The organism is Streptomyces sp. NPDC056948 (genome assembly GCF_042674225.1).
In the GTDB taxonomy this organism is placed as follows: domain Bacteria; phylum Actinomycetota; class Actinomycetes; order Streptomycetales; family Streptomycetaceae; genus Streptomyces; species Streptomyces purpurascens.
In genome coordinates this window covers 1-6,330 of record NZ_JBHUQX010000490.1, presented here as the reverse complement: position 1 = coordinate 6,330, position 6,330 = coordinate 1, and the positions used below count along the sequence as shown (strand labels likewise).

At 66.1% G+C, this 6,330-nt stretch carries 5 protein-coding genes and 2 pseudogenes; 1 reads left to right on the top strand and 6 read right to left on the bottom strand.

What is annotated here, in order from left to right; all coding sequences use genetic code 11:
• A pseudogene (locus ACFTZL_RS39165) lies at positions 1–241 on the bottom strand (hypothetical protein); the annotation flags it as partial.
• A gap of 399 nt (positions 242–640) precedes the next feature.
• Between ACFTZL_RS39165 and ACFTZL_RS39160 the strand changes: the two are divergent.
• Positions 641–964, top strand: a complete 324-nt coding sequence (locus tag ACFTZL_RS39160) for a hypothetical protein (protein ID WP_382593542.1) — start codon at positions 641–643, stop codon at positions 962–964.
• Here ACFTZL_RS39160 and ACFTZL_RS39155 read toward each other — a convergent pair.
• The 5 genes and pseudogenes from ACFTZL_RS39155 to ACFTZL_RS39135 all read right to left on the bottom strand — a co-directional run.
• Positions 956–2,164, bottom strand: coding sequence for an IS110 family transposase (locus ACFTZL_RS39155; RefSeq protein WP_382593545.1), 1,209 nt, complete (start codon positions 2,162–2,164; stop codon positions 956–958). The genes ACFTZL_RS39160 and ACFTZL_RS39155 overlap by 9 nt on opposite strands.
• A 508-nt stretch (positions 2,165–2,672) precedes the next feature.
• Positions 2,673–3,470 (bottom strand): tetratricopeptide repeat protein, encoded by a 798-nt coding sequence (locus ACFTZL_RS39150; RefSeq protein ID WP_382593539.1) that lies wholly within the window; start codon positions 3,468–3,470, stop codon positions 2,673–2,675.
• A 15-nt stretch (positions 3,471–3,485) separates the two neighbouring features.
• Positions 3,486–4,358, bottom strand: coding sequence for a hypothetical protein (locus tag ACFTZL_RS39145; protein ID WP_382593537.1), 873 nt, complete (start codon positions 4,356–4,358; stop codon positions 3,486–3,488).
• Positions 4,359–4,536: 178 nt separating this feature from the next.
• Positions 4,537–5,565: a hypothetical protein gene (locus ACFTZL_RS39140; RefSeq protein WP_382593534.1), complete on the bottom strand. Its 1,029-nt coding sequence runs from the start codon at positions 5,563–5,565 to the stop codon at positions 4,537–4,539.
• A 352-nt stretch (positions 5,566–5,917) separates the two neighbouring features.
• Positions 5,918–6,330: pseudogene (locus ACFTZL_RS39135) on the bottom strand (transposase family protein); the annotation flags it as partial.

The following is a 6,330-nucleotide window of genomic DNA, read 5'->3' as shown; positions in this document are numbered from 1 at the left end:
GTTCACCGAGCCGGGCGCCGTCGCCGGTCAGCGCGACGAGCTGGGGTTCGGTGACGAAGCGTGTGGACGGGTAGAGCAGGACGCGCTCGTCGACGCGCACCGACAGCTCCGCTCGGTACGCGACGGCATCGTGCACGCCCAGGAACGCGGGCCGGTGCCCCTCGAGGTCGCCGAAGGCGTGCTGGGCGTCCAGGGCACCGTCCCACAACTTCCCCAACGCCTTGACCTCCGGAGCGGACACCAGCCACGGCCACGTTGGGACCCCGACGGCCGTGCGGGCGTGGTGGGTGCGCCTGCGCGCTGTTCGGTGACCGGGGCCCACCTCAACGGATAAGAACCTCGACCCTGAGACCGCATCAACTGACAGGAAATAGAGTCCCACCACAGCGATCCCGCCTCCCAATCTCTCACCCCATGACAGCGGCCAACCCACCCACCCCAACCCCTGACCAGCCCCACAACACCACGCCCAGAGCATCACCCACCGACTCTCACCGCCACTGACACCACACCAAGAAGTCGCGTATACAAGCCGCCGACCCGCAAGCGCGACGGGGCACTACAGGTCGGTATCGAGACCGCCGGGCCGGGGGGGGTGCCCCTATCTCTTTGGTCAAGGTCGTGGGCCAGGATTTGCGGCATGACGACCTGGTTCCGGACCTACTACGAGGACGAAGATCTGTGGCTGTACTTCGAGGCAGATGACGAAGGCTGGGCAGCCCGACAGGTCGAGGTCCGAGGGCATGACTCGCGGCCAGTGACGGCGGCCTCTCTGGAAGAGGTCCTGCACTTGCGTGATCGAGAGGATCTCGCGGCGATGGCCCGCTATGAACGGCAGTTCGGCGTTCTCGCCGAAGGCCCCATGGACGGCTGGCAGGACCAGTCCCAGGCGGCCGAGATCTCCGCGGAGGAGTTCGAGCGGCTGTGGACTGAAGCACGGCGGGCTCTCGGCAATTCAGCCTGACCTGGCGGGTTGGGGTTCGTAGAAGGTGCCGTCGCGGAGCATCGCGAAGAGGACGTCGGCCCGCCGTCTTGCGAGGCAGAGGAGGGCCTGGGTGTGGTGTTTGCCCTGGGCGATCTTCTTGTCGTAGTAGGCCCGGGAGGCAGGGTCGCCCAGGGCTGCGAACGCGGAGAGGAAGAAGGCCCGTTTGAGCTGTTTGTTCCCTCTTCGGGATGGCTGTTCGCCTCGGATCGAAGAGCCCGAGTTGCGGGTTGCCGGGGCGAGTCCGGCGTAGGCGGCGAGGTGGGCGGCGGAGGGGAAACTGCTGCCGTCGCCGACCTCGATAAGGATCCTGGCTCCGGTCCTGACCCCGACGCCCGGCATCGAGATCAGGACCTGGGAAAGAGGGTGGGCCTCCAGCAGTTCCTCGATCCGCCCGGCCAAGAGCTTGCGCTGGTCGAGGACGGCGGCGAGCGAGCCGGCCAGGCTCGGGACGATCAGCACGGCCGCTTCGGTGCCGGGAACCACCACAGTCTGCTCGTCCAGCGCGGTGAATATGTCCTCGACCAGGCGCTCGGCCATCCGCGGTGCCTTCGGCCGCAGCAGCGTGATCAGCCGTCGGCGGCCTGCCTTGCGGATCTGGGCCGGTGACCCGAATCGCTCCAGCAGGGCCAGGACGGCCGGGTGTTGCAACCGCGGGCTCAGCACCCGCTCCAGGGACGGGTGGATCTGGGTGAGCAGGCCGTGAAGCCGGTTCGCGACGCGGGTGGCCTCACCGGTCAGGTCGTCGTCGAAGCCGACGATCATCTCCAGCTCGGCGATCGTCTCGTCTTCGAGGTCGACCGAGCGCAGCGTGTGAGGCATCGCGCGGGCGGCGTCGGCGATGATGAACGCGTCCCTCGCGTCGGTCTTGGCCTCACCGGGATAGAGGTCGGCGATCCGCCGCATCGTCAGGCCGGGCAGGTAGGCGACGGGGCAGCCCATGTCCCTGGCCACCGCCAGGGGCAGGGCTCCGATCGAGGCCGGCTGGTCGACCACGACCAGCACCGTTCCGTGCTTGGCCTGGAGTTTCGCGAACAGCTCGCGGAGCTTGGGCTCGGTGTTGGGCAGGCGTTTGCCGAACGCCTTCTTCCCGGCCGGGGTGACGGCGGTGGCGTGGTGTTCGCCCTTGCCAACGTCCAGGCCGAGATAGACGTCGATGTCGCCGGTCTCGATCACGTGCATCCTCCGGTCGTGCTTCTGCCCGGCCTCGTCCACGGCACCGATCGCCACATCCACATTACGAAGAGCCTCCCGACCTGCGAAGAGTCGGTGGTCGTGCCCCTAATCAGCGGTCAGTCAGTGCCTCCGGGCTCGGTGACACCACCCCCCGGATCATGGTTAACAAGGGGGGGGAAGTCATGCCGGGCCCGGAGGCCGGTAGCCCCGTTGCGGGCCACCAAAAAGGTAATGGGGGGGGGCCGAACCCCGAAAGAACAAAGCCCCCCTCAGCTCGAACCAGCGCCATGTCGACCTGCAAGAGTTCGGTGACTGGGTCCAGAGGCTGAAGGGCCTGGAGAAGGACTGGAAGACCGAATGGGCAAAGGCGAAGAGTCCAGAGGAACGCGCGGCCCTGTATCGGGGCTTGATCGGCAAGCGCAGTAGTCCTGGTTCGTGAGTCGCACCGTGCGCACGCGGGACAGCCGGCGATGCGGCGGTTGGGGTGAACCGGGGCAACGTGCTCGTTGCGTGGTCACAGTCGACGGCCGAGCACTTGGGAGTCCGTTCTCCGGTTGTGCGCCCTGGTCGCGATGAAGAGCCCGGACCTGTTCCATTTGCCTACCAGGGTGACCCAATCGCCGTCGCGAATCTCACTCTTGAAGTACCAGGACCTCATTTCTACCTGGGCCTGCAGGAGCCGGCCATCTCCGGTCTCGACGTTCACCCGGAACCGCCAGATGAGCACGGGCGGCTGTCCGCGTGCCTGAGGGGGGAGCTGGCGCTGGCCGAAGTACCGCACGGTGCCCTCGATACGGGTACGGCCGCGCCTTCTGGCTTCGGGCGGAAACGGCTCCGGCACCTGCCGCTGCGGAGCCGGGGCCGCCGATACCGGCCCGGGGCGGGGGGCTGTCTGTTGCGGTGCCGGCACGCTGCGGGGCGGGCTGCTGCGGCCCTGGGTGGCGGTTTGGTGGTCGAGCAGTCGCAGCTCGCGGGCCGCATCCGGGTTTCCGAGCGCGGCGGCAGCCTCGAACTGCCTGCGGGCCTCGGCTGTGTCATTCCGTTTGCGGGCAATGATGCCCAAAGCTCTCCTGGCTTTGTGGTGCTTGGGGTCGAGAAGTATCGCGTGTTGGAGTCGCTCATCGGCGATGCCGAAATTGCGGGCGGCTACGGCGAGCATGCCCAGGCCGTAGTACCCCTCGGCCTCCCAGCCCGGAATGTCGATGAGCTGCCGGTAGAGAGGTTCCGCTTCCGCGTACTGCTTGTCGTGGTAAAGCGAACTGGCTCGGCGGCGCATCTCCTCCACCTGTTCCCGGCTGGTCTGCTGAGCCATGGCCATCACCCCATGTCAGCCGAAGCCCGCACTCGGCGGTGGAGCCGCGTCGCCGACATCGGGCGGAGCGGCGGCGAAGCTGGAATCCGCGTACCCGCCGGCGTCTGCGAACCCGTTGTCTGCTCCGTACCCGCCGAAGTCCCCGAACCCGTCGTATCCGCCGGACCCGAGCCCGGAGTCAGGGCCGGAGTCAAGGGAGTCGGCGCCATATGCGGCGTCTCCGTATCCTGGGCCCTCGTGTGCGGCGTACCCGGCGCCGGGATCCGTAGAGCCGGCCTCCATATAGGGGGCTTCCGCGTAGCCGGCCTCCGCAAATCCGGATGCGGCGAGGTCCGAGTATCCGGGATCGGGCGTCCCGGGAGCGATGAAGTCGCTGTCGGACTCGGCGCTGTGGGCGGCGACTTCGGCGGACCCGGCGTATGCGGTGGGCGTGTACTCGAATTCGGCCACGGGGGCTGACGTGTCGTCGAGGGTCCCCGGGTCGTCCGGGCCGAAGTTCGGCGGGAGATCATCCGGTAGTGGCCATTCCAGCGCACCGCTGTCATCGTCCGTATCGGTGCCGCCTGGGCGATCGTCACTGCTGCCCGCGAAGAATGAGGCGAACTGTACTGCGTCCGCTTCCCCCGTTGCCTTTGCTCCTTCCGGAGACCTCTGCTTCTCCGGTTCGGACTGCGTCTCCCCGGCGGATCGGCGCAGGATGCCCTCAAGTACCTTCTCGACGAAGGACCCCTGGTCACCTCGCGAGGCATCCATCGCTTCCATGATCGCCCGGCTGCGTTTCGGATCAAACTGCGGGGCCTGTCCTCTCTCTCGGAATCCTCTCTCGGATGCGAGAGGACGTTCGACGCGATCGATCAGGGATTTGTGTGATTTATCGTTGCGGGACATCGCCTCGCCGACGATCTCTCCGAACAGCGCGGGAGGTGCGGACCCTGTGTCCCGTGTACGCGAACCCGTTCCGCGCGGCGGCGGGGCCGACGGGCGCGCGGGCCGGCGATCGTATGGCCTGGTCATGATCAGTTGTCTTCTCTGTTCGTCCGTGCGTGAGTCGATTTACGGGTGGCGGTCAGACCACCCCTTCCCCGGGAGCCGACCTGGGCAGCTCAGGGAACTGCTGTTCGTGCAGTTCCGTCCCGTGGCCGGCTTCCGGAGCGCCCTGGATCACACCCGGGTCCTGTTCCGCCGGAGCGAGCACCGTGGCATCGGGAGGCAGCGGGGGCAGGTCGTCGAAAACGGCGAGCATGTCCATTTCGGCAGCAGCCGGAGCGGGTGTCAGGCCTGAGCCTGCATCCCTGCCGCCGGAATCCCTGGTGCCAGCGTCCCGGGGACCGGCGTCCGGGACCGAAGGTCCTTCTCTCTCAGAAGAGTCACGCTCCTCCATCTTTTCTGAGGCCTGCCCCGTCGGACTGACCTTGCCCGGAGCAGCGGGCGGCGGTCCGGGTATCGGAACAGGATCCCCCGTTTTCATCTCCCCGAATACATACGGGTGCCGCTGACTGTTGGGGGCATCGTAGCGCCGGCTGTCGTGGGCTTCTTCGACATCGCGCGGCGGGATCATGCCGGTGGCGATGTCACCCGCCGTTCCCCATATCTGCCCGATCTGAAGTCGCCTTTCGCGGTTATCCCAGCGCTCTTTTGGGGTGAGCGACGGGTCGTCCGGGTACTTCAGCATGCCGATGCCGAATCCGATGAGGCTGAGAGGCTGGTATTTCAGAGTGTCCAGCTGGTCAATGAAGATCTCGCCCGGGGGCCGCCGTACCACCATGTCAGACGCGGGGTCGATGGTCGGCCCCCTGTTCGCCACCGCTCTCGCCCGGGCCAGAGGCTCTGGAAGCCCACAGACCCATCGCACTTCAATGCGCATGTCCGGGGACTGGTAAATACGCCGGAATATTTCGGGAGAAATACCGGTGCGCAGAACAAAGGGATCATCGACTGTGGCTCTGGACGCGACATAGTGGGCCTTCTCTGGTGTCAGGCCACGGCGTACCGACTCCTGGTAGATCCTCTCGTAGGCGCCGTATACTTGGCAGGCCTGATAAGACTGAATCGCTATCGATTCATTTGAATTAGATTCTGGAGCTGCGTGACTCATGAGATTCCCGCCGAAATGAACACGCCGACAGGGGCATCCTTACTGTCGGCGCTGGCGTGCCTGCGGGCGCACTGATGTTGGAAGAATATGAACTACTGCGCACGCGTATGCTGAATTGATGTTCGCCGCTCGCCCCGCCTGCGATGAAGGCGAAGCACAGGATGGCCTTAGTTGAAGCCTACGCGGGTTGGATATCTTGTCAATTGGCTTCGTCCCACCAGCTTGACTAATTGATCCGGGTGACAGCCGGCCCCGAATCGTTGCCATTTCAACTCCCCGTATGAAAATGGCTCGGATCGGGCTCCAGAAGGGTAGTGAACTCCACCCAGAGCTGGGCGATGTTGGGAGCTGTCAGGGCGAGGTTGTACCGGCGGGCAATGCCGAGCATGGCGTGGCGGACGCCGTCACCTTTCAGGCGGCAGTCGCAGAGGATCTTCCAGCCCTTCATGCGGGCGAAGGTGTGCTCGACGCGCGCCCGAACTCGCTTGTGGGAGCGGTTGTGTTCCTCCTTCCAAGCCGGGAGTTCCTTGCCCTTGGTGCGGCGGTGCGGGATGACGAGTCCGGTGCCCTGGTAGCCGCCGTCGGCAAGGTCATGGTGTGGCCGACGGCGTCCCTAGCGCGGGACTCCTCCCAGCCACGTGAGTCATGACGGTTGCCGGGCACGGGCCGGCCGACTACCACGACCACACGGGTGTCAGCGTCGATGACGACCTGGTGGGCGGTGGAGTACCGATAGTTCTTGGACTGCTCGGCAACGCTGCGATC

Bases quoted from the DNA above. Each gene is read 5' to 3' on its own strand.
- ACFTZL_RS39160 (WP_382593542.1), top strand. From the start codon at position 641: ATGACGACCTGGTTCCGGACCTACTACGAGGACGAAGATCTGTGGCTG.
- ACFTZL_RS39145 (WP_382593537.1), bottom strand. From the start codon at position 4,358: ATGTCCCGCAACGATAAATCACACAAATCCCTGATCGATCGCGTCGAA.
- ACFTZL_RS39155 (WP_382593545.1), bottom strand. From the start codon at position 2,164: ATGCACGTGATCGAGACCGGCGACATCGACGTCTATCTCGGCCTGGAC.
- ACFTZL_RS39150 (WP_382593539.1), bottom strand. From the start codon at position 3,470: ATGGCTCAGCAGACCAGCCGGGAACAGGTGGAGGAGATGCGCCGCCGA.
- ACFTZL_RS39140 (WP_382593534.1), bottom strand. From the start codon at position 5,565: ATGAGTCACGCAGCTCCAGAATCTAATTCAAATGAATCGATAGCGATT.